The following is a 22,572-nucleotide window of genomic DNA, read 5'->3' on the forward strand; positions in this document are numbered from 1 at the left end:
TTTACAAACTAATCTTATTTCTATTAATTGAGTAATTATGCCTAAAATCAGATTAATTGTAGTTCAAGGACCAGCCCAATTACTAACTGTACTCTCTGTGCTTCGTTCACAAGAAAAAAATGGAGAATATAGAAACTGTGATGATTATTTGATAATGGGGGGCTATAGAGACCAAAAATTGAATAAAGTGTGTATACAAATTTCTCAAATTTGGAAATTTAAAGAGAGGTTATCACTTTATGAATTTGAAAATCTTTGTTCTGTAAAAGATTTTGATTTTGTTACCACGACACAGTTATTAAAAAACTACCTCAACCTTCCATTTGCTGATGTTGTTTATACTTGTCGCAACTGGCAATTTATAAATGAAGTATTTTTATCAGCTTATGCAAACGCTCGGAAAATATGTTATGGAGATAGTTTAGGTTTATTAAACCTGTATAGTAGTAATTCAGATATTAAATCTCTAAATGCATGTGGTTATATTCCTATAGATGATAGTTATCTGATTACACCAATCGATTGTGGAAAATCATTTGAACTTTGTAATGTTAAACAAGTTAGTCCAGAGTTTTTTGAAGATATAGTTTCTGATAGTTCTAGACAAATAGATGGGCTTAGAGATTATTGTAAAAATCTGAACAATCAATTTGGAAATTCATTAACAATTTCTCTAACATCTTATGAGACAGAAGCTGGATTAGTCAAAAATTATCAAGATGAAATTCATTCTTACCTATCAAGTATTTTACCTTATACTCAAGCATGCGAAAATATTTTAGTTAAAGGTCACCCAAGGCAGCAACTCAATCAGGCACAGGTACTAGTTAGAGAACTAAATAAACACAAGCTTAATGCTTTTTTGATTCCAGAAGTTTTTACAAGAGTGCCTATTGATCTATTTTGTAACTTTTTGAAAATCACGAAAGCATTTACATCTTATTCTTCAGCATGTGTCTCTATTGCGTATCTTTGTCAAAGCGAATTGGTGATAGGCTATGGAGAAAAAATAGTTAGCGAATTTTATGATAAAAATATAGGAGAAGAAAAACTCATATATGAACATATTTTCTCTTTAGCTGTAAAACAGGCTTATATGAAAAAATTTGAGCCTATAAGTTTTATAGATATAAAAGAAAAAATTACACAATTTCATCAATATCCAATATTAATTAAACCAAGCACCAATATGCAATACCAAATCCAATCCCAAGTCGCAGAAAAAGATATTATTCAGTGGTTTCATCAACTTTACTATAATGCAGCCCAGCAAAGAGGGCTAACATGGCAAAAAACTTATTGGATGGGAATACCTGTTTACAAGTGTCCATTAGATTTATGGATTTATCAGGAGATTCTATTTGAAATTAAGCCTGACATTATTATTGAAACTGGAACACTTTATGGTGGAAGTGCTTTATTTTTGGCACAGATGTGCGATCTACTTGGTAAGGGTGAAATTGTAAGTATTGACATCCAAGATCGCCCTAATAGACCCCAGCATCCCCGCATATCTTATTGGCTCGGCTCTTCAATATCTGAAACTATGATAGAGCGAGTACGGCAAAAAATAACCAATAAAAGCTCAGTATTGGTTATTTTGGATTCTGATCATCGTGCCGAACATGTATTACAAGAACTGCATCTTTACCATCAATTTGTGACACCTAAAAGCTATCTTATTGTCGAGGACACAAATATTAATGGCCATCCAGTTTATCCTGAGTATGGGCCTGGTCCAATGGAGGCAGTTCAAGCTTTTCTACATGAAAATTCAGATTTTTATATAGAGCAAGAATGTGAAAAATTATATCTCACATTTAACCCGTCAGGATATTTAAAGAAGCGCGACTACCAAGAAGTTACTGAGACTGATACATTTTCAATTTACATCCAAGAGTACCAAAAAGACCCTAGTAATCCATTAGCGATCGCTAACTTGCGAGAATTGCGTAATCAAATTGCTATTGAATTTCTGAACTTACCAGCTTTTCAACTTGAAAGCGTTTACATAGGAGAATTGGGTAAGAAGCATCAAGTATTGCTTAAAGTGGGTTTGATAAATGAACCAATTACTCCTAAAGAACAGGCTTTTGTTAATGAAGTAGTCACATATCTCTCGCAAGAATGTGATGATTCTAAAGTGCTTCAGTCTCTACTGGTAGCTATGCTGTATCTTCATCCTCAGCAGTTACCCTTGCGTCAGGAAATTGCTCTCATACCTTATTGGCTGATAACTGACTACGTCACCTATCTTTTTAATCCGCATTCTTACTTCCAAAAATCTGGTGAATCAAAAGATTATTACTATTATCTTGAAGATTGGGTAGATGTCTTACATAAATCTATTTTATGCCATGATAATTTTATTTATTGGAATGATTTTTTAGAGAATTTTGTGTTTAAGTCTAATTTTATTCATTTATACTTTAATGAGGCAAATGTTAAAAGTATTTATGCCAAACGAGCAGAAATCATAGAGCATTTTTTAAAAGAGAAGAACTATAAATTAGATTATGTATTCCCTAATAGTTCTATTAACCGTAGAAAAATTCGTCTTGGAATATTAGCATCTCATTTTCTCCCCTCATCTGAAACCTTTGCTTCTCTTCCTGTTTATGAATATCTAAGCAGAGAGTATGAAGTAATCTTGTACTCTCTTAATCAAACTGGTCATCCACTAGAGCAATATTGTCAAAGTTGTGCAAACTCCTTTAAGTTACTACCACAAGAATTAACAGAACAAGTAAATACTATTCGTGCTGACGATCTGGATATATTATTTATCGCTACTAATGTAACAGCAGTAACTAATCAAATATGCTTCTTATCAATGCATAGATTAGCTAGGATACAAGTTACAAGTGGAGGCTCGGTTGTTACAACTGGAGTACGAAATATAGATTATTATATTTCCGGTACATTAACCGACCCATCACCAACAGCACAAGAACAGTATCGAGAAAAATTAGTGAAATTAGAAGGAACTGCGCATTGTTTTAGTTATGGTGCTGAACCGGAAAAGGTAACTGTAGAAGTTGATCGAGAGAGTTTAGGAATTTCTCAAGATACTATTGTTTTTATCTCTAGTGCTAACTTCTTCAAAATCATCCCAGAATTAATTAACTCATGGGCAAAAATTATTACAGAAGTGCCAAATTCCGTTCTGGTACTACTACCATATGGGCCAAATTGGTCTAATGCATATCCAAAGAAAGCTTTTGAAAATCACTTAAGTAAAGTATTTGCAAAATATGAGATATCAGTAAATAGATTGATAGTTTTAGATCCTCAGCCAATACCAAATAGAGAAGATGTTAAGGAATACTTCAAAATCGCTGATGTTTATCTAGATTCTTATCCATTTGCGGGTACAACTTCTTTAATTGAACCATTACAGGTTAATCTACCAGTAATTGCTAGACAGGGAACTAGTTTTCGTTCTGCCATGGGTGCAGCAATGGTGCAAGCATTGAATATTCCTGGTTTAGTTGCGGATAATGAAGAGTCTTATATCCAGCTAGCGATCGCACTTGGTAATGACTCTGAATTACGCCAGCAAAAGAGTGCTCAAATCCAAGGAAAAATGCAGGCTAATCCTAGTTTTCTAGATAGTCGCTCCTACTCAGCTAAAATAGGAAGCCTATTTCAAGAGCTATTCAGCAATTATCTTGTAGATAATCTAAGCCAAAATTTGCGCTTAAATGATACTAACCTGATTGTTTTTCCTGACTGGTCACAGCCAGAAGACCTACTATATCAAGATTTAGCAAGTGTGATTTCTGCTCTCACTACTCACCCAGATAAAAGTCAGATAACTCTCTTAATAGATACTCATAATATTGCTGAAGAGGAAGCTGATATGCTTTTATCGTCTTTGACCATGAATTTGCTCATGGAAGAGGATGTGGATATAACAGAGGGTCCAGAAATTTCTCTGTTAGGTCATATAAGTGATATTCAATGGCATATTCTTTTGCCTAGGATTCAAACTCGAATTGCTATGGCAATAGATAACCCGCAGGCGATCACACAAGTAAAAGCAGACAAGTTACCAGTCTGTGAATTAGATAGCTTGAGCATCTTCCAATCAGAGGTTATACCTGTCTAGCAAATATACCTGGCAATTAGAAATCGCGGCTACACAAACGAAGTCCCTTCGGGTTCGCCAGTCGCCTGCGGAGGGAAACCTTCCCGCAGCACTGGACTCACCGCCTGCGCGGACTTGAGGAATTTTAAACCCGCATAGGCGGGTTTTGTCTGTATAGCTGCGAATTCCATTCGCCAAGGCTAAGGATATTTTTACTTACTTTTCTTCTACATACCTTTGCCACATCTGTTCGTAAGCGTTCTCCATCTCAAGAGTAAACTGCTTACCATTCCACAATGGTGCAGTGTGTCTAGATTGACGTAATTGCCAAGAAATTTGTTGTCTTAAAGAAGCGTCTTTACCCAAGCAGACACCCCATTCTATATACTCTTCATCTGTCCAAGCTATGCCTTGAGTGACACCAGCATTGATCATCATGGTATAACTATTACGCGCCGCAAATTGTTCACCAACTCTGGTCACTAAAGGTATACCCATCCACAATGTTTCTAGGGTTGTTGTTGCTCCGTTGTAAGGATATGTATCTAATACAATATCAGCAATACCTAAGTTAGCACGATGAACTGACTCTAGAGAAACTTGGGGTAAAAATCGTAATCGAGAGCAATCAACACCCTCTTCTTCAGCAATTTGATAAAAGAAGCGTTTAATTGCTTCTTCTTCAGAAAGCCCCTTAATCAAAAAGTAGCTGTTAGGTACTTGTTTGATAATTTGCATTTGCCATTTAGTTGTTTCTGGATGGCGTTTATATCCTCTTTGTGCGCTTAGGTACACAACAGCATCCCCAGGAATATTTAAGTCTTCCCGACGAAGAGTTGGGACACCTACCTCAAAACCATCTACTGCTATGTAAGTTTGGGGTAATCGCCAAATTTTTTCTGTGTAGTAATTTTGTGCATCGTCTGGCAATACATAGGGGTCGGCAATATAGTAATCAATTGCAGGTATGCCTGATGCATCCCAACCTAGCCAAGTAACTTGGATAGGGGCTGGCTTGAGTGCCATCACTTCACTAGTAATGTCTAAAGTAATACTATCAAGGTCAATTAAAATATCGATTTCATCTTGATATATCTGTTCAGCAATTTTTAAACCATTCATACCTAATTTATGAGCATTGCCTGCCTTTTGTACATACCAATCCTGGAGAAAATCATCTACTAATTGATAGTTAACAAAATAAGTATGAATATCAAATTTATCTTGGTCATGATGCTGAAATAACCAGCGAGCTAACCAACCAACTGAATGATTTCTTAAAGCGTAAGATATATAACCAATTTTAAGTTTCTTGCTGGGAGTTTTTAATTTTTTTTCTTGGGCATCATATTTTTTTCCTTGTGATTTAGCTAAAGTTTGAATATCAGTATTAAAGATTTCAGCTACTTTATTATGAATTGCTCGAAAATTGGCAGGAGTATCTTTAATATGAGGTATAGCAAAGGATGGCGTAAGCAACCTTAGTATTCTTGCCTCTTCTAAAGAAATTGGTTGAGCTTTGATGAATTCTTGATATATACCTTCTAATTCTTCGCAAGTTTCACATATTTCTTGCCAATATCCACCTGCCGACATTAGTCCTCTTAACAGCAAATGGAGGGCAAAAATTTTATCAGCTAAACCTTCTGATAGTGAATAACATAACTTAGCAGTCTCTATACCTTGAGAATAATGACGAGCATCTTGATAAAAAACTGCTAAATGTCGCAAAATTTCTACATTCTCTGGTTCTAATTGTAAATGCAATTTAAGAAGTTCTGCTGCTAATAAAGGCTGCCGTAAAGTATGACCGATTGTCATGGCAGTGGTAAGAATTAGACAAAAGCATTGATAAGTATCAGAGAAGTAAGGTAAACAAGCTTCTACTAAATTTAAATTGATTGCATGTAAAGGAGCAGTATTTAAAATTTCCTCTAAAACTTGTATTAATAATTCACTATTGATATTTAGACTTTCTGGCTCGTTTAAAATTTCAATTATTCCCCACTCATGCAAGTCCTTAATTTCTTCAAACTTTTCTAGCTTGAGGCAAAGTTGCAAAATGTGGAGTAAATTATTAATATCAATAGGATTAACTTCTCGCATATGCTGGCGAATTAACCAGGCTATAGAATATTCCTCTCGTATTTCACGTCTTTCAGCTTCTATTTGTAAAAATTGAAACAGTTCATTTGTCCAAATTTCTAACTGTTCTTCATCTGCCTCTGTCATTGGCAGCATCCACGTCATTTGAGCTTCTGCTTCTTGTCCTTGTAATAGCAATAGTAATCCTAAATGACAATAATAAGAAATAGTATTTGGTTCTATTGCGATTGCTTCTTCATATAACTTCGCTGCTTGCGAATATTTTTCTTGAATAAAGTATTGTTCAGCTTGATTTTGCCAATTATATATATCAGTAATCATAGTAATTCTCCGAAAAAATTGTATGGGAAATATAATTGTGAGCGACACATAATGGAAATAAAGTGGATAGAATAATCTACCCACTTTAAAAACTACCTAATTTAGTTCAATACAAACTACATGAAAAATTAACTGTTGTATGAAGTGTCTTAGACAAAGAATATTTTCACGTAGTAAGTCAATGCTTTACTTATTTCAAAGCAGCGAAGCTAGTGGGGCAACTAGGTCCGTTTGCGGTAAAGTCAGATGCTACTACATCTGAACCACCGTTAACTCTGGCTTGTGTAGCTTCACATAAGACGGCAATGGTAGTAGCTTCACTGGTAGCAGCTTGAGTTGCTATACTCACACCACCAATATAACTTTTCAGAGGTGCAGCATCAACTACTGTTTTTGCTTGGTTGGTTACTGCACTACTGTTAGCACCACCAGCATTAATTTGATATTTGTAATTTGTTGTTTGTGTTGCAACACCAAGACCTAACTTACCAAAATCAGAATTCGCTGCAAATTCGTTGTTTTCTAAGTAATAAGCTTGCTGAGCGCGGTTCATGGAACCTACGTAGGTTTTAGCTTCCGACTGCTTAGCTTTGTTTGCTTGGTTCAAGAAAGAAGGTAGCGCAATAGCCGACAAAATACCGATGATGATAATTACTACCAACAATTCAATGAGTGTGAAACCTTCGTTTTCTTGCTTTTTACCGAGAATGTGTTGGATAAATTTAGCTTTTAGTTCGGTTTTCATAAGTGTTTTCCCTGGGGTGGGGTGGGTTGTTTGTTCTAAAAAGAACTTACCCACCTCCGTTCAGTTTCATATCACTAGTAGTAAAAATTTTTTTGCTAGGTTTTCATCCTCAAACGGCGGTGATGGCAAGGTGAAGTGATAGGGTTAGAAAATATAGCACATAAATAAAACCCCTGGTGTTGACTAAGGGCTAAATTCTCAATTTCGATGTGGGAGTATCAATCAAACTCAGGTGGCCAAAGTTCTGATACAGCCAACTCCCAGCCTGGCAGCAAATCTGGTAACGTGAGTGTGTCTCCATTCTGCAATATCACTAGAGCTTGGTTAAGTCGGTAAACTGTTACTGTCAATTTGTCAGGGTCAATCAATATCCCGACTTTAGACCCAAGTTGTAAGAATAACTGAATCTTCTCTTCAAGCGGTTGAATTTTGTCCGTTTTGGACTTGACCTCAACCATGACGTCAGGAAGCAACTCTACAAAATCGCGCTTGGTTTTCTTCAATCGGTCAGCCCGTACAAAAGAAACGTCAGGCGCACGCAGATTTCTTTTTTCAGAGTCGCCTTCTTCTATGTTAGGTAAGATAAACCCGGCGCTAGAACCAGTCACTCGTCCCAGCTTGCGCGACATGACCCAGTTATTTAAGAAGGTACTCAAGCGAGTAGCGATTTCCTCTGACTCGTAATCCGATGGCCCCATAAGTATAATATTTCCTTCTACCAGCTCCATCTGCCATTCTGGATGCTCGGTTTGTAATTGCTCTAGATCTGTAATGGTGAACGACATAAGATTACAGAAAATACTCTTATACATATCATAGGTACTGTTCGCCTAACAATTGACTAGCTGCGTAGACGCGGAGCGGTGTTAGCGCAGCGGTAGCGACGTAGGAGCGTCAGCAGTGCGTTGGGGAGACAGTGCGTTGCGGAGGTTCCCTCAGTTGTAGCAACTGTCGTCGGGTTTCCCGACTTGTTCGCTCTCAAGCGTTCCCGCAGGGTAGCAACTGCTGAACCCGTTCGTCGAAGACGTTCCCGTTCCCCGAAGGGGTTCCCGCAGGGTAGGGTAGGGCTTGTCGTAGACATCGCTAACAATATCCCCATTTTTCCCAATTGCGATCGCACTTTGTTATGCTATATTAAGCGTAGTCGTTATGAGTTTGTATAACTGTTATGACCAACCCGACAGTAGAAAACTTGGTAATCATCGGTTCTGGGCCAGCAGGATACACAGCGGCCATCTATGCAGGGCGAGCTAACTTGAAGCCCGTTGTATTTGAAGGCTTCCAAGCAGGGGGATTGCCTGGTGGGCAACTGATGACAACGACGGAAGTAGAGAACTTTCCTGGGTTTCCCCAAGGCATTACCGGGCCGGAACTGATGGATAGGATGAAGGCACAGGCAGAGCGCTGGGGGGCTGAATTATATACAGAGGATGTGATATCAGTAGATTTGACTCAACGTCCTTTTACTATCCGCTCAGAGGAAAGAGAAGTTAAAGCTAACAGCATCATCATCGCCACTGGTGCGACGGCGAAGCGTTTAGGTTTACCCAGCGAACATGAATTTTGGAGTCGCGGGATTTCTGCTTGTGCGATTTGCGATGGTGCTACACCAATCTTCCACGGTGCGGAACTGGCTGTAATTGGTGCTGGTGACTCAGCAGCAGAAGAGTCAATATATTTGACAAAGTACGGTTCTAAAGTAAATCTGCTGGTACGCTCTGATAAAATGCGGGCTTCTAAAGCCATGCAAGACAGGGTTTTGAGTAACCCCAAAATCCAAGTACATTGGAACACAGAAGCCGTAGATATCTTTGGTAACGGCCACATGGATGGGGTGAAAATCCGTAATACTAAAACTGGTGAAGAAAGCAAACTACAGGCGAAAGGTTTATTCTACGCCATCGGTCACACACCTAATACTTCTCTGTTCAAAGGACAACTGGAACTGGATGAGGTGGGTTACGTTGCTACTAAGCATGGTTCTGTAGAAACCAGTGTCGCAGGTGTCTTTGCTGCTGGCGACGTACAAGATCATGAGTTTCGGCAGGCAATTACAGCTGCGGGTACTGGCTGTATGGCGGCGATGTTGGCAGAACGCTGGTTATCTTCCAATGGTTTAATTCAGGAATTCCATCAACAGCCAGAAACAGCAGTTAATGAATTAGAACATCAGCCAGCAGCCAAGAAAACCGAAGCTGAGCAAGAAGCCGAATTTAATTTGAATGCTACGCGCCATGAGGGTGGTTATGCTTTGCGGAAACTATTCCACGAAAGCGATCGCGTAGTTCTGGTAAAATACGTTTCTCCTGGCTGTGGTCCTTGTCATACTCTCAAGCCAATACTAAATAAAGTAGTCGATGAATTTGATGGCAAAATTCACTTTGTTGAAATTGATATCGACAAAGACAGAGATATTGCCGAAAATGCTGGTGTGACAGGAACACCGACAGTTCAATTGTTCAAAAATAAGGAACTTTTGAAAGAACTCAAAGGTGTGAAGCAAAAAAGTGAGTACCGCCAGTTGATTGAAAGTAGCCTTTAAAAAACCCCCTCAGGCTAGAAGCCTGGGGGTATCCATCCAGATTTTGTGTTGGAACTATAAGTCGCCTTCTGAGAACCTCAAACCTTGGCAAGAAAAAATGGCAGAATACATGAGGGAATCAGGAGTAGACTTAGGTTGGCTAATTGACCGTAAAGCGCGCCAAGTCTATATCTATCGTCTTGGTATGCCAGAAGTATGTTTGGAAAATCCCAAGACTGTTAGCAGCGATCCAGTTATGCCTGGATTCGTTGTGAACATGAGTAAAGTTTGGTAATCAGGGCGTGATCTAGAATATCGGAGTCATCATTATATTAATGCGATCGCAGTTACAGAATACATCACTATTGCCACCGCTATAAGCCAAAATTTTTATAGAGAAGAACTTAGGTACAGGCAAAATGGATATCAAAAATGGCTTCGTCGGCACCGTTGGCAATACACCTCTAATTCGCTTAAACAGCTTTAGTGAAGAAACGGGGTGCGAAATTCTCGGTAAAGCAGAATTTCTTAATCCTGGTGGTTCCGTCAAAGACCGCGCCGCACTTTATATTATTGAAGACGCAGAAAAAAAGGGCTTACTCAAACCCGGTGGCACAGTAGTTGAAGGTACAGCTGGTAATACTGGCATTGGATTGGCGCATATTTGTAATGCCAAAGGCTACAAATGCCTAATTATCATTCCTGATACTCAGTCCCAAGAAAAAATAGACGCCTTAACAACATTAGGGGCAGAAGTTCGTCCTGTTCCCGCAGTACCCTACAAAGACCCCAACAACTACGTCAAGCTATCTGGCAGAATAGCTAGTGAATTAGATAATGCGATTTGGGCAAATCAGTTTGATAATTTAGCTAACCGCCACGCTCATTACGAAACTACAGGACCAGAAATTTGGACGCAAACAGATGGTAAAGTCGATGGCTGGGTAGCTGCAACGGGGACTGGTGGTACATTTGCTGGTGTAGCACTTTACTTAAAAGAAAAGAATCCAGCAATTAAATGTGTTGTTGCAGACCCCCTAGGGAGTGGACTTTACAGCTACATCAAAACTGGGGAAATCAAGATAGAAGGCAATTCCATCACCGAAGGTATTGGTAATAGTCGCATCACAGCGAATATGGAAGGCTCACCAGCCGATGATGCTATCCAAATAGATGACAAAGAAGCTTTGCGAGTAGTTTATCAACTACTGAGAAAAGACGGATTGTTAATGGGTGGTTCAACAGGTATTAATGTTGGTGCAGCTGTTGCCCTCGCAAGGCAGTTAGGCCCAGGACATACGATTGTTACAATTTTATGTGATAGTGGGTCCCGGTATCAGTCGCGGATATTTAACCAAGAATGGTTAGCTTCCAAAGGACTTTCAGTCGATTAGTCAATTGTCATTTGTTAAAAGGCAAGGGTCAATAGTCAATAGTTATCTCCTCTGGTCCTCCTACTTCCCTGTCCTCTTCTTTGTGTCCTTAGCGCCTCTGCGGTTCGTAAAAAAATGTCAAACACCACTCAACCATCACACTCACCAACTCTAGACCCAAATACTTCTCCCAGATGCGTGCGAGTCTGTCAAAACCGCAGTTGTAAAAAACAAGGTGCATTAGGTGTTTTAGCAGCCTTTGTCGCTTTGCCAGTTCCTGGTGTGATGGTTACAGCTAGTGGTTGTTTGGGACAATGTGGCAACGGACCGATGGTATTAGTATTACCAGAGATGGTTTGGTATAGCGGCGTTCAACCAAGCGAAGTACCTCTACTGGTAGAACAACACTTATTGGGTGCTCAAAGAGTCAAGCAGATGCTTTATTATCGGTTTCATCCCCAGGGATAAAGCTGTTTAAAAATATATAAAGTCTGCACTCTTTGTTGACTGAAGTGAGGCATCCAATGAACATTCAGCAGCTACGTCAATCATTAAAAATGAAGTGGCTGAGTTACTACGAACAAAACCGCCCCTGGTTAGTAAAAATGCGAATTTGGGGTACTTATGATGGTCTGCGGCGTCCTTCATCTGGTTTTATCTTAGCTACTCTGTCTGTTTTAGAACCGCAGTTCGATCAGATACTTTCTTTTCTGAGCGAACTAAATAATAATCCTGACCATATAGTTACCGCATTGGGTCTTAACTTCAATCCTGATGAAGAGTTAGATTCATTTACCACAGAGCATTTTATACCTGCAAATCATTTTTATAGCGAATCTTCAGAAGAGATTCACGATCAATTTCAGGCTGTATCATTAGCTACTGATTCTCCAGAAGTCGCTTTTGAGAGACCACATTCAGAAAAAACGGCTACTGAGCTTGCATATCCAAAACTGGCTGTGTCATCGGTTACAGTAACTAATGAAGTAGTTCGCGATCGCCAACCCAGATCATCAGTCGCAGTAGCTAGCCAAGTTAATTGCGAATCTTCAGCCAAAACGCTACTTGTCGAGAAGCCTGCTTCCAAGATGATACTTCAACATCAACCTGGGCGAGCGCTAGCAATAGCTACAGGAGTTTCCCGCGAACCCGCAATTATACCACCTTCAGAAATAACTCCTGAAATTCCTAGTAAAGACATATCTGTGTTATCCACTGCAATGGCTACTGAGGTTTCCCAATATGACACAAATTTAAAATCGCTTGCTGTCGCTGTCAAGGTACCTGGCACTAGTAAACCATTGAGGATGCAATTGCCTAATATTCCTCATAAGGTTAAGCTCTCACCTAAGACTAATGCTCGTAGTCTTGCCTCTTGGGTCGATGAGTTTTGTCAAGGTGCTGATTGGGACCCCGAGGAATCTATTTTTATCCACTTTTGAAGTAGTTATACCAAATCAAATAATGTTGGCGACACATCAATAAATATTCTAGAGGTCACGGCAGTGCCGTGCCCCTACAATCTGTCGCATTCTTTTTTCAAATTGGTATTACAAGATTTTTTGATTACAAAACAACCATAACAGCGAGGAAAAAGGTAAACATCAATTGAACTTAGAAGTTGTACCTCAGTTGTTAGTTTTGGGGTTGAGTGTGGAACAACTACAGCAAGCAGCAGGGAATCAGTCTAACTGATAGCTGCTGCTTGCTATGTCTCAATCAATAACCTTACATTTTACCGTGCTGCAATACTTGTTGAAGATGGTGGCGGATTTCTTGTGCTTGTTCAATATCAGACTGCCGCAATTTTTGGAATAATTCTACACAGGGCTGGGAGTTAGCTTCCTGTGCATCTTGGATGTAAGTGTCATAAGCTTTAACTGCTTCTGCTTTGTTATGCAGCACAGTAACAAAATCGTACTCTAGGTTGCTAATAGGTTGTTGAGACTGTCCGTTCCCTGTACTAACCATAAATTTGCCCTCTTTTAGGTTTCTAATTAATTTCTACTCACCTGAAAACAGAGCTTCATCTTCCCAAAAGCGTAGAAAAAATTACCAAGCTTACATCGGCAGTCTGAGGTATGGCAAAAATATCAGGCGATTAGAAAAATAGGGACTGGAGACAAGGGGAGAATAGTAATTACTAATGCCCAAAGCCCATTTTCATGCGTGCTAGTATACGCAGTTGATGACGACTGTGGGCGATAATATTCTGCAAAACCAAATTTTGCTATAACCAATTGCCTACCAGAACGAAAGCAGCCCAAAAATAGGGATGTTGATATAAAGGATTTGCCTTAATTTTTAGTTGCGCCTGCCGTAATGCCTCAGCTTTACTGAGTTTAGGGTTACTCAGCTGCTGATAAAATTCCTTCATTAAGTTAGATGTTGATTCGTCGTTCACTGACCACAGGCTAGCAATAGTACTTTTGGCTCCAGAACGCAAAGCAAACCCAGCTAATCCTAAAGTAGCGCGATTATCACCTGCTGCTGTCTGGCAAGCACTCATCACTAATAATTCAATTGGTTCGAGGATTCCCAGCCTTCTTTTTTGGAATAAACGATCAAAATCTAGAATGGAAATGCGATCGCTCCATGTCAGCAAAAAAGTTTCCTTGGGATTAGAACTAAATTGACCGTGAGTTGCAAGGTGAACTATTGGAAATGGTTGACTATCAAGCGCTGTTTTCAAGCTATCACGAGTAAATTTTTGATTGAGCAATACTTTTGCTTCAACTTTCGCTGTTACTTCTTGAATTTCTCCTGTAACAGCAGGTAGGGAACTGAAACCTTGCCGTGCTTCTGCTAGTCCAGCAGCTAAGACGCCTAATTTTTTTCGTTGCAGTCCTTGGGGAAATAGCTGTAATCCCGGGCTGAGAGCAACACTATATTTTTCAAGCAAGTAGCGATCGCCATCGTGAAGCGCTGCCATTGGCAAGTTGCGCAAAAAACCATCTAGGACAAATACTAAGGTTGTTACCTTACTGCTGTTGAGCTTCGCTTCCGCAGGTGCAATCAGCCATTTATAAACTTTTTGAGACAGTTGAAAACTCTCTTCGCTGATATAACCACGGGATACATAAGAATAAAGGTGTTTCAGGGTATTTTCAATTTGCTTTTTTGACAGTTGGGTACTGTAGTGATGCAGGGGTTGATTGGGAATTGAAAGGATGACTTCCAAGCGATCGCTGAGAATAATCGGGTAGATGACAGCAGCTTGCACGTCGATTTGATCGATAGCTACAGGATGGGTATCTACACAAGCATCCTTAAAATAGTTATCTAATTCCGCTAGTTGTAAAGCTTCTATTACCTGACGCGCTTGTTTGAGGTTGCTTTGCTCATCACCTTTTTCTAACAACAGGCTGACATAATCTCGATAGATGGGTTCAATACTTTCTCTAAAATCAAACTGAACATCGGGATTAATAGCTACTAAATCACTGCGTAAGGATTGTAGATGATTAAAAGCAATTTCATAATCTGCGATCGCACTCTTAATATCTCCTTGTTCTTTAGCAATTGTGCCCGACTGTGCCGCAGTTCGAGCCACCAAATCAGCCGCATCCATTTCTTGCGCTAATTTTTGTGCCTGTTGTGTCAATCTTTTAGCATCTGTTAACTGACCGTTTTGTTGATAGAGTTTACCTAATTGTTGTAAACTGTAAGTCTCGGCTCTAGAATCTTTGATTTCTCTAGCTTGTTGGATGGTTTTTGCTAACAGTTGGGCAGTTTTAGCAGCAATTAAGTTCTCTTCTGCACGCTCTATTGCCATCAAAGTTTCTGCAAAGTTGATACTGGCATAAATAGCAGGACGACTAGGAGAAAGTGAGGATAAGTTAGTTTCGATTTCTGGAATTAACGCCTTTGCTGGTTCCCATCTTTGCAGTTTTACTAACAAACTAAACTTATTTAATTGCGCTTCTAATTGAGCTTGTGGTTCTGGAGATAAATTAATTACTTCTTGGTAGTCTATCAAAGCAACATCATAGTTCTGTAAATCTTTAGCGATATTACCAAGACTAAACAAAACTACACTCACATCCGCTGGAGAATTAAATTGTTTACTAATTGCCAAACTTTTCTCTAAAACTGTATTTGATTTCTGCAAATCACCAATAGTTTGCAGCGCTACTCCTAAGCTTCTGAGTCCTTTAGCTTTCAGCAGACTATCAGGTTGATTTTGCAGTTCTGCAACCAGTTCTTCTAACAGAGTTTTAGCTCGACGATATTGCCCTAAAGTTTGCAAACCCTGTGCCTGATTAATTTGACTGATGAGTTTGCCTGTTTTATCTCCAGTGCGATCGTAGATTACTGCTGCTTGCTTCCAGGTATTTATAGCAGTTTCCGTTTGTCCTTGCAGTAGTTGGATTGTTCCTTGAGTATTTAATGCTTGGGCTAATAGTAAGTTACTCTGACGCTCTGGTTTTTTAAAGCTTTTTATTAAATTCAGACTTTCTGTAATTGTAGTTTGAGATTGTTGCGTTTTTCCTAAATCTTTATATACTGAGGCTAAATAATTCAGTACTTGAACTTGGTTGACGACTTCTTTTTTTGCTTCATAAGATTTTAGAGCATTTTCCCATACTCTAGCGGCTTCTGTATATTGACCATTTTGATAATAATTTTTTCCCTGTTGTATTAAATTTGAAGTATTAGGTAGTTCTTGAGTTATGCGATTCTGCTCTGGTAACCTGGATTGAATTACAACAGCAGCACTACCTTTATTGACTAATAGCACAGTCAATATTAAGCTTATTAAAAAATACCATAAAATCTGGATTTTTCTTTTTAATACAAACCCAAAATTGTGCAGCAATGTTTTATTATATATAATTTTATAAAAATTATTTTTGTTTCTGTTTAACATTTTTGACCTAAATAATTTGTAAAAATTTTTAGTATAAGGTGGGCAGTAGGTACGCAAGCAGAAAAGCTGTAGATAAACTACATAAAAAATTTATGAATGACTACAATTAAAACTTTTTTGAGGGGAACTTTCTTGAGGTAAAGATGCTACTAATTCCACTTCTCCTTTTGCATTAATTATCCAGCCTGTTGCTGCCACGATTAACTGTCTTGTTTGAGGCGAAAAATTACTTGCTAGATTGCGACTTTCTGTAGTTGTAAAATCTCGCATATCAGACAATAGAGTTTGACTGCGAATAGTTGCAGTCGGATCTACGGGTAACCCACCCCTTCCGGTGATCGTAAAGGAATTACCTTCGGTCGCAGCACAACTAGCAATTACTCTATTGCGCGGATCGTTCGGTTTTTCTGGTAATGTCACCAATCCCGCACTGCGATTAACCTCTGGATTATTAATTGATACAGTTCCCGAAACGCCGAACTGAGAACTCGCTGTAATATCGCTCCCAGAGGTAAGTTGTTGTTGAAATCCGATACCAAAAAGACCTGTGGCTGTAATATCGACATTGCCACCACGACCGAAGAAAGCGTTGGCTGTAATATCACTATTTTCTGTCGGCACAGCAACAATAAAATTTGTGTCTATTTTAATGTTGCCACCATCACCACCTGCACCAGAATTCCCAGCCGTTGTTGAAATGCGACTTCCACGACGTAACAATAAAAAATCTGGTAAATTCAAGGCAATATTACCGCCATTGCTACTGGCTGTCTCCGCAGAAATTAAAGCTTGATTGTCGAGGATTAATTTGTTTGCCTGAATCTCGATATTGCCACCAATCCCACCACCTTGGCTATTTACGGAAATGGTTGCACCATCCCCGATCTCAACAAGTTCGGGATCGATGAATATATTGCCACCATTACCAGTAGAACCCGGATTGGTATTGGAAAACAGACCCGTATTTGTACCTGAGAGGAAGACTCTATCCTTGGCTTTAATTACTATATTGCCTGCATCTCCTCCACCTTCAGTCAAGGCTTCTAATTCTGCGCCATTAGTGATGGATAAAAAGGGTGTCGTGATTTGCAGCGTTCCGCCTTTTCCGATTGCACCCTCTAAAGTACTGACAAAAGCACCGCTAGGCTTAAACGGTTGACCAGGATTACCATCGAAGGCAACTGATTCACTTGCATTGATAAAAATACTACCTGCATCACCTGGAGCAATCGTACTAGCACTAATACCCGCACCATTACTGACAGAAAGTTGACTTGTATTAATGTTAATTACATTACCTTGACCTTGCGAACCAGGTAAAACTTCACTAATAATGCCACTAGGGATCGCTACTGATTGAGGAAGATTTGGGTTTGCTAATAAAATTGCCCCATCCATCACAATCGATTTTGCTGCTTCTACCTCAATTCTGCCTGCATTCCCACGCCCCACAGTAGTGGCTCGAATTTGCCCTCCCTGTTGTAGAGATAAAGAGCCAGTCTTAATTTTAATGATGCCACCATTGCCTTCAGCAGTAGGAAAGACAATACTACTAAAACCACTAAAAGCCCCAATATCAGAGGTTCCAGTGAGGGCGATCGCATCCGCAGCATTAACTGTAATATTACCAGCATTGCCTACACCTTCTGTTTGCGAAAAGACCTGACCACCATTGGTTGCCACAAAGGTCTTCGTATTAATCTCGACATCGCCAGCCTTTCCCCCATCGGCACTTAAAGTCTGACTTCCTAGCCTAGAGTTATTCAAAGAAATTGCATCAGCATTAACGATGACATTGCCAGCATTACCACCCCGAGTAATATTCGATAATTCGGCTTGATTTGCTTGTAAGGAATTAGCGGTAATTATCAACTTACCACCTGGGCCTGTTGCACCTGTACGCAAATTACTTTGCACATAGTTACTTAAAGAAATCGACGGTGCATTCAATGTCACATCACCACCTTGACCGGAACCATAGGCGGCACTTTCAATATATGAATCTCCTGGAGGCGCTGGTTCTTGAATAATCGCTGATTGACTCTTGAGGGTAATGTTTCCCCCAGCTGAACCATAGGAGAAAATTTGAGATCCAGATGGCATGAAAATATCATCTTTAGCTAACAGTGTGATATTTCCACCGGGGTTGGAAAACGAGAAAGTAGAAAAATCGACCCCAGAAGCATCAACAAATTTAGGAGTGATAATTTTTCCTCTTGAGTCAATCACAATATCACCACCCCCGGAAGTACCAGCAAATGTCCCCAGCAGAGATTTAACGCTAATGTCACCCGATAAAACAAGATTGGGTTGATACTGATTGGTTAAAAAAACCAGTCCTCCCTGATTAATAATTTGATTGATGGTGATATTGGCACTACTAGGATTGCCATTTATGTTAGGAGTAGAAGAAAAAACAAATGAATTTCCTGTAATTCCTGGTGGGTTGAAAGCGTTAGTTCCGGCTCTAATATCAACAGTGGGTTTTACACTGCCATTAATAGGAACTTGCGTTACGCCATCAGCAAGCGTAACTGTTTCATTAATAAAATTAGTAGTATCGGGGCTAGTAATAGTTAAACTGTCAATTGTGACACTACCACCAGCAAAAATATGAATGGAAGCTCCTGTATAACTATTAAAACTCACATCTCCACTCGCCCGAATAATCGGATCATCAGTGTTTGCTAAATCTCCGCCATTACCATTCATTTGTTCGAGACGAAAATTCCCATTACTGAAAAATTGTGCGTTTCCACCAATAGAATTTGCTGAACGCAACAGCATATTTTCACCAGCAAAGAAGCCACTGGCGGGATGATTTAAGGCAAAGATGTCTATTTTATTGCCTTGGACTAATAGTTGTTTTCCAGCCGAGGCGATGAAAGGGTTATTGAAGCTATCTCGTATTTTGACAGTATCGCTAGCTTGCAAGGTTAAATTACTATCTGCTTGCAACTGTCCTTGTAAGTCAAGATTTTGCCCAACTAAAGTCAAGTCTTGCCCTACAGATAAGTTACCAGAGTTAGCAATAGCACTTTGAGGCGGTAACCAACTATCTAACCCCGGACGCTGGTTGATAGTTAGTAAAGGAGGCGCTTTTGGGTTTTGGGTACTAAATTTTTCACCGTTCTCTAATAACAGGCTGTTGCTAGTGCTGGCGAAAAAAGAACCGGAGATATCTAGGCGTGCATTTTGTCCGAAAATAATCCCATTAGGGTTAATCAAATATAGATTGGCACTACCTAAAACCCCCAACGTCCCGAAAATCTTAGAGGCTTGATTTCCCGTGACTCTTCCCAAAATATTCTCTATTCCAGCAGGATTGGCAAAATATACCCGTTGCAGATTACCAACATTGAAATCTTGGAAACTGTGAAACAGATTACTACCCCGAATCGCCCCACCATCAATGCGATCTATCAGACCATCTTGCTTTTGGACATTAGGAGTAACAATTGAGCGTTCAGATTCTAAACTGTTGTCAGGGATAATTTGTGCCAATACACCTGTAGTTAAGCCTAGCGTACAGGCGATCGCTCCACCGCTTACCAAAATTTCGATCGGCTTGTAGTGCACCATCTGTTAGTTGCTTCACTGTGGAAAATCGAGTTAAAAAATAAAATCGGCTATATTAACCGCAGTGACTCCTGTGAAAGTGATGCTACCACCATTCAAAGACGTCAGATCTAAATTTAGATTACAATTGTTCAGCGAAGCGAGCTTATCTTTAGCATTGATAACGCCATCACTATTACTGTCCAAAGTGCCTTTAGTTAGACTCAGTTGGCTGAGGTCGATTTGGTCTTGATATCTACAAAAGTCGCTAATGGCATCGTCACCAAAGTTAGCACCAAAAATGAACCGATCCTTGCCTTCGTTACCAGTTAACCAATCATTACCTCTACCACCAGTAATTAAATCATCACCGCAACCGCCACAAATCGTATCATTGCCATCGAAACCAGATAAAGTATCAACACAGTTTCCGCCTTTAATTACATCATCAAATCGAGTGCCAATAATCGTATCGCTGGCATTATCACTACCCCGCAAAGTAAAAGTTGGGATTGCATTAGAAACGCTCAGATTTTGTGTAGAGAAATCAAGGTTCGCCCCACTCTTATCAGATGCAAAAGTCACTTGTTTCACACTACTATCAATCGTAATACTGGAAACTAACCAATTATTTTTGTAACCGCCTAATTCTTGCAATCGGGTTTTAATCTTACCATCTCCATTAGAATCTTTAATGTTAATTTTGACTCCAGTAGGACTAGTAAAATTAAAAGAATCAAAGGCAGCTTGTAAGTCAGTAAATAATGATCCTTGGGACTTACTGTTACTACCAGTGAACACTACACCTGTATCTGTGACTGAGAGATTTACAAAATTCTTGATTTCTGGAGAAAATTGACCAACTTCAAAGCTCAGGTCTTCTGTCTGAGTACCATTATTGAAAGTAAATAAACCGTTAGCATAACGATCGCGACTATAAACTCCATCTTGAACAAAAGCAGCAAGCTTGTTGATGACTGCTTGTTCATCTTGAGTATTGGATAGATTTCCGTCAGCCCCCAAATTTACCCAAGTTGCTAAATCAGCTAAGTATTGGGGATCGTTACTTTTAATCCACGTTGCTAAAAATCCAGCAATACCAGTCTGACCTGGTTGTAAGAAATTCGATTGATTAAAGTAGGGATAGCCGAGACTTATAGAACCAGCATCAGGGTCGGGATTAAGGAAAAAAGAGGGGTTAGAAGTGTTAGGGTTCTTTAAATTCTCGACAGAATAAACTTGAAATGGCTGTCCGTTATTTAATGTCCCCTGAAGTTTGTAGGTAGAAACATCTAACCTAGCACTAGTAGTTATCGATCCTGCATTAAGAGTATTGCCGTTGACAGCAACAACTTCAGCATTATTCTGAATATTTAAAAAACCGAAATTTACCCTGTCTTGACTTACGTCTTTTTGTACATTGTAATGAAGAAAAAAAGTCCCGTTAAAAGGCGTTTCATAATATTCGGGCAGGGCTGTATTTATCTCACCTGTATCAGGATTAACCGTTCCTAATCTGCCTGACAAATTAATAGGCGTAATATAATCGGTACTGACTTTAGCATTGACGGTAATGGTTTTAGATTTACCAGGAGCAATGTTGTTAAATAAAACCTCAACTGTTTGCGCATTATTATCTGTGTCAATGCTTGTACCACCATCAAGATTAGAAAAACTGACAAAATCTAAACCTATAGGCAGCTTTTGTCTGAGATCGTCAACAATTTTCACTCCTTTAGCATTAGCAAAACCATTATTACTTATAGTAATCGTAAAGCTAACATTATCTCCAGGAAGTGCAATAAACTGATCTTTTATACCATCTCCGTTGTTATCAATGGCTTGTTTAAGATTGGTAAATGGTTGTTGATTAACGAGAGTAAATTTTGTGTCTAAAGCTAGCTTAATGACAGGTGCAAGCACACTTGTGTAGTCATCTTCAGTCGGTTTATGATTATTAACAACTGAATCTGGGTCTTTCTGATTAGCAGCAATAATTTCTGCAACATTAGTGTAAGCAGAAGCGCTGGCTGCATTAAGAACTGTACCCTTCAGGATTAACGTTGCATTACATCTTGATGCGATACAATCAACATTCCAAATACCAGTTTTGCTGTCATAACTCCCAACACTAGGTTGAGCACTGACAAAGCTAAAACCAGAAGGTAGTAAATCTTTTATTTTCACTCCTGTTGCATTGGCTGAACCGCTATTCTTCAATGTCAGTGTAAAAATAGCCTGATTGCCTACTAATAAGGAAGTATCAGATATCGTTTGACTAAGCGATAAATCGGCTAGTAAAGGTTTACACTTACCTTTCTCTCTACCTTTTGATGAAAAATCAAACTTTTGGGAACGATGAGATGAATCAGAAAATCTAGAATTTTGATTAGTCATAAAAACTATTGAGTGAGTCAGCGTCAATATTTCCCAGCCTGAGGCATGGGAATGAGAAAAAGTCTAGGGTGATACCCTTCACCCTTCAGTAATTAATCAAAAGTATCCTTGGAAATCGCATTTACATAGGCAAAAATCACCTACTCTGTGAGGTTGGTTCTGCTTTGCCGCACGTGGATTTGAAACCCGAAGTTTTTTGTTAGTCTGTGTAAGAAGCGAATTAAATTCGCTTCTTGTTTGCAAATATCCGCTTACTTGGATGTTAATAACAAGATTTTTCAGATATTCTCTAAAAAGTCTTATGAGATATCTCTAGAAATCTTTGGAAACAAAATACACAAAATTAGTATTTTTTAAGATAAAAATACTAAAAAAATGGTTATATACAAGGCTCTATATGAAGTGTTCAATTCATAATAGGCACACAAAAAATACTCTTTTTAGTTATTAAAGCACAATGTAATGAAATTATAAATATCTAGGTAATATCTTTAAAAAGACTGTTTAAGAGGGTGTCCTATAAATAAATTGTTAAGTAGTTAGTTCTTGAAGCACAAATATGTATGCCAAATCATTTATCTATCGAAATCA

Annotated in this window: 13 protein-coding genes and 1 pseudogene; 6 read left to right on the plus strand and 8 right to left on the minus strand. The window is 39.1% G+C overall.

The window, feature by feature from the left end:
- Positions 1-37 precede the first annotated feature (37 nt).
- Positions 38-4,111, plus strand: coding sequence for a CmcI family methyltransferase (locus tag BV375_RS38135; RefSeq protein ID WP_243713944.1), 4,074 nt, complete (start codon positions 38-40; stop codon positions 4,109-4,111).
- 195 nt (positions 4,112-4,306) lie between these two features.
- On the opposite strand, the gene BV375_RS14515 is transcribed toward BV375_RS38135, so the two are convergent.
- The 4 genes from BV375_RS14515 to BV375_RS35990 all read right to left on the minus strand — a co-directional run bounded on the left by BV375_RS14515 (position 4,307) and on the right by BV375_RS35990 (position 8,343).
- A complete protein-coding gene (locus tag BV375_RS14515; RefSeq protein WP_086761606.1) occupies positions 4,307-6,517 on the minus strand; it encodes a tetratricopeptide repeat protein in 2,211 nt (736 codons plus the stop codon).
- A 190-nt stretch (positions 6,518-6,707) separates the two neighbouring features.
- On the minus strand, positions 6,708-7,262 hold the full coding sequence (locus tag BV375_RS14520) for a type IV pilin-like G/H family protein (RefSeq protein WP_086761608.1): 555 nt from the start codon (positions 7,260-7,262) through the stop codon (positions 6,708-6,710).
- Between the two features lie 218 nt (positions 7,263-7,480).
- Positions 7,481-8,047, minus strand: a complete 567-nt coding sequence (locus BV375_RS14525) for a Uma2 family endonuclease (protein WP_086761709.1) — start codon at positions 8,045-8,047, stop codon at positions 7,481-7,483.
- A gap of 56 nt (positions 8,048-8,103) precedes the next feature.
- Complete coding sequence (locus tag BV375_RS35990) at positions 8,104-8,343, minus strand: hypothetical protein (RefSeq protein ID WP_143842089.1); 240 nt, start codon at positions 8,341-8,343, stop codon at positions 8,104-8,106.
- Between the two features lie 87 nt (positions 8,344-8,430).
- Here BV375_RS35990 and trxB point away from each other — a divergent pair, with 87 nt between their 5' ends.
- The 5 genes and pseudogenes from trxB (at position 8,431) to BV375_RS14550 (ending at position 12,598) form a co-directional block, all read left to right on the plus strand.
- Positions 8,431-9,804: a thioredoxin-disulfide reductase gene (gene trxB / locus BV375_RS14530; protein ID WP_086761610.1), complete on the plus strand. Its 1,374-nt coding sequence runs from the start codon at positions 8,431-8,433 to the stop codon at positions 9,802-9,804.
- Between the two features lie 30 nt (positions 9,805-9,834).
- Positions 9,835-10,078, plus strand: a pseudogene (locus BV375_RS14535) (Uma2 family endonuclease); the annotation flags it as partial.
- A 124-nt stretch (positions 10,079-10,202) separates the two neighbouring features.
- Positions 10,203-11,177 (plus strand): cysteine synthase A, encoded by a 975-nt coding sequence (locus BV375_RS14540; RefSeq protein WP_086761612.1) that lies wholly within the window; start codon positions 10,203-10,205, stop codon positions 11,175-11,177.
- A gap of 114 nt (positions 11,178-11,291) precedes the next feature.
- A complete protein-coding gene (locus BV375_RS14545; protein ID WP_086761613.1) occupies positions 11,292-11,624 on the plus strand; it encodes a (2Fe-2S) ferredoxin domain-containing protein in 333 nt (110 codons plus the stop codon).
- 56 nt (positions 11,625-11,680) lie between these two features.
- Positions 11,681-12,598: a DUF5331 domain-containing protein gene (locus tag BV375_RS14550; RefSeq protein WP_086761615.1), complete on the plus strand. Its 918-nt coding sequence runs from the start codon at positions 11,681-11,683 to the stop codon at positions 12,596-12,598.
- Positions 12,599-12,884: 286 nt separating this feature from the next.
- Here the strand turns inward: BV375_RS14550 and BV375_RS14555 are convergent, their stop codons facing one another.
- The 4 genes from BV375_RS14555 to BV375_RS14570 all read right to left on the minus strand — a co-directional run bounded on the left by BV375_RS14555 (position 12,885) and on the right by BV375_RS14570 (position 21,981).
- Complete coding sequence (locus BV375_RS14555) at positions 12,885-13,127, minus strand: hypothetical protein (protein ID WP_086761617.1); 243 nt, start codon at positions 13,125-13,127, stop codon at positions 12,885-12,887.
- Positions 13,128-13,386: 259 nt separating this feature from the next.
- Entirely contained in the window at positions 13,387-15,897 is a 2,511-nt protein-coding gene (locus BV375_RS14560; protein WP_208099123.1) for a CHAT domain-containing protein, read from the minus strand.
- A 219-nt stretch (positions 15,898-16,116) separates the two neighbouring features.
- Complete coding sequence (locus BV375_RS14565; RefSeq protein WP_086761621.1) at positions 16,117-19,608, minus strand: filamentous hemagglutinin N-terminal domain-containing protein; 3,492 nt, start codon at positions 19,606-19,608, stop codon at positions 16,117-16,119.
- Between the two features lie 30 nt (positions 19,609-19,638).
- Complete coding sequence (locus tag BV375_RS14570; RefSeq protein WP_086761623.1) at positions 19,639-21,981, minus strand: DUF11 domain-containing protein; 2,343 nt, start codon at positions 21,979-21,981, stop codon at positions 19,639-19,641.
- Between the last annotated feature and the right edge of the window lie 591 nt (positions 21,982-22,572).

Source organism: Nostoc sp. 106C (genome assembly GCF_002154725.1).
GTDB lineage: Bacteria > Cyanobacteriota > Cyanobacteriia > Cyanobacteriales > Nostocaceae > Aulosira.